The sequence below is a fragment of the Streptomyces chlorus genome (assembly GCF_042655885.1).
Taxonomy (GTDB): Bacteria; Actinomycetota; Actinomycetes; order Streptomycetales; family Streptomycetaceae; genus Streptomyces; species Streptomyces chlorus.
In genome coordinates this window covers 1-1,942 of the sequence record NZ_JBHSOA010000093.1, presented here as the reverse complement: position 1 = coordinate 1,942, position 1,942 = coordinate 1, and the positions used below count along the sequence as shown (strand labels likewise).

Sequence of the window (1,942 nt, the reverse complement as noted above, 5' to 3'; positions counted from 1 at the left end):
CCCGGAGGAACCGGCAGGCGGTCGAGAGCGCCTCCTTTCGCAGGGCGGCCCCATGGCCCAGGGCCGCAAAACAGCCGGTGCACACGCCGGGCGACGGGTTTCCGGTCCTGGACCGGGTCCCGGTGCCGTGGCGGGGGCCGGCCGAGTGCCCGACGACGATGTGGTCCGGGTCCGCGCCGCCGCTTGGGTCGGCGGCGCGGGTGAACCCGGCGCCGAACGCGGCGGCGGTGCAGGCCGCCCCGGTTCCGGGGGCGGCGCGGAGGCCAACCCGGCGCATGCCGGGCGGTGTTGTGCTCATGCCGAAGGACCCTACCCGCAGGTACAGGCCTGTCGCCGACCCGGGACCTGGCGGCAGTTCTCGCAGCCGGACGCGGCCGGTGACGGCGGCATGACGATGCGGGAGATCGAGCGCAAGCACGCAGTGACGTGGCGGACGGTCCGCAAGGACCTGGGCTGCGCCTGGCTTGAGCCGCGCAAGAAGCTCCCGCCTCGCCCCATGGCCATCGATCCGCACAATCCGGTCATCGACGCGATCCTGCGGGCCGACCTGGACGCGCCGCGCAAGCAGCGGCACACACGCGGTCACCCGGATCTCTCACCGGCTGGTCCCCCTCCCAGCACCGGGCGGCCCCGCAGGACCAGCGCATCCGCTCTGGCCATCGTGAGGGCCGGGGGGCGGGTGGTGAGGGCCTGCGGATGACAATCGGTTCTGCCGCCTCGGCGCGGGCGCGCGTCACGGCGGTCTCGACCTCCTCGCGGGTGACTTCCTTGTAGAAGCGTTCCCCGTGGGCGTCGGTGATGTCGATGCCGGTTCACTCCTCGACGGGCTCATCCAGCACATGGCCGAGCTGGTACTCGGCATCGTGGAGCAGTTCCTCCGTCACCCGCACACCGGTCAGCCGCTCGGCGAGGGCGAGGACCGAGGCCTTGTCGACATACACGCCGGTGTGGCCCGCGTCGTCGGAGAGATTGAAACCGACCTCACGCATCACCGAGTTGAGGGCGTCGGGGGCGCTGCCGTTTCTGGCCGTGGGCCCTTCGAAGGTGGTCCGAAGTTTCCCGTCCTCGTACCAGTGGAACAGGTGGATGGGCTTGCCTCCGTTGCTGGAGTGCACCACGGCGCGCCCGCCCGCCGACAGGGCTTCCAGGAAGCGCGACTGCATCGCCGCGCCGCCGTCGAAGTGCAGGACAAGTGTCCAGTCGCCGCCCGCGCCTGGCACGGTGAACGCGCCCGCGATGAAGGACTCGTAGGAGTAGTCCGTCGCTTCGAACAGTTCCTCCTGCTGCTCGATCAGCGCGTCCACCCCCGTGCACGTGCCCCGCGGCTCCGCCTCCATCACCCGCAGCACCTCCCCAGGGGCAACGCCGCGCACCAGGGTCAGGGTGTACCCGGCCTCCAGCGCGTAACGGAAAAACGGGGAGGAAGGTATCCAGGCGTAGTCATGCGCGGTCACCGAAGTCATGCACCACAGTCTGCCTGCCACCACTGACAAGGGGCTGGTGAAGCAGGCCAGATGCTGTCGCAACCCGTGCACATCCCGCGGCGGCCGCAGCTGCCGAACGCCTCCCGCGCCACTGCTCAGGTGCTGTTCGTCCGTGGGTCCGAGGCCAGCCAGGAATACCGCACTCACGGAACAACTGAGGTTTTCGCTTCGGGGTGACGCGCGGCCATGACGGGTGTATCCCGGAGGTATGAGGTATCCCGATGGGGGCGGCCTGACCGCGAAGCAGCGGGCCCAGCGGGTGCGGTTCGAGGGGGGTGCAGATCTTGTAGGGGTGCCTCGTTTGGGTGATTCGGGGATGTTTGGGGCGGTGCGGAGGTGGTCGGCTCCTACCGTCGTCGGCGTTGAGCCCGCCGCTGGGGTGGGGTGCCGACTGGGGGTGGTGTGGTGCCGTCGTTGATTGAGGCGCTGGAGGCCAGGGAAGCAGCGGCTCGCGGCCG

2 protein-coding genes and 2 pseudogenes are annotated in these 1,942 nt (G+C 70.3%); 2 read left to right on the top strand and 2 right to left on the bottom strand.

What is annotated here, in order from left to right; all coding sequences use genetic code 11:
- Nucleotides 1–298, bottom strand: a pseudogene (locus ACFPZI_RS31470) (hypothetical protein); the annotation flags it as partial.
- Nucleotides 299–388: 90 nt separating this feature from the next.
- Here ACFPZI_RS31470 and ACFPZI_RS31465 point away from each other — a divergent pair.
- Complete coding sequence (locus ACFPZI_RS31465; RefSeq protein WP_381370332.1) at nt 389–700, top strand: hypothetical protein; 312 nt, start codon at nt 389–391, stop codon at nt 698–700.
- Between the two features lie 112 nt (nt 701–812).
- Here ACFPZI_RS31465 and ACFPZI_RS31460 read toward each other — a convergent pair whose 3' ends face one another.
- Complete coding sequence (locus ACFPZI_RS31460) at nt 813–1,463, bottom strand: DUF6461 domain-containing protein (protein ID WP_381370329.1); 651 nt, start codon at nt 1,461–1,463, stop codon at nt 813–815.
- A gap of 229 nt (nt 1,464–1,692) precedes the next feature.
- Here ACFPZI_RS31460 and ACFPZI_RS37335 point away from each other — a divergent pair.
- Nucleotides 1,693–1,755 (top strand): annotated as a pseudogene (locus tag ACFPZI_RS37335) (helix-turn-helix domain-containing protein); the annotation flags it as partial.
- Nucleotides 1,756–1,942 lie beyond the last annotated feature (187 nt).

What these genes read in the sequence shown, in the direction of transcription:
- ACFPZI_RS31465 (WP_381370332.1), top strand. Translation starts at nt 389, where the DNA reads ATGACGATGCGGGAGATCGAGCGCAAGCACGCAGTGACGTGGCGGACG.
- ACFPZI_RS31460 (WP_381370329.1), bottom strand. Translation starts at nt 1,463, where the DNA reads ATGACTTCGGTGACCGCGCATGACTACGCCTGGATACCTTCCTCCCCG.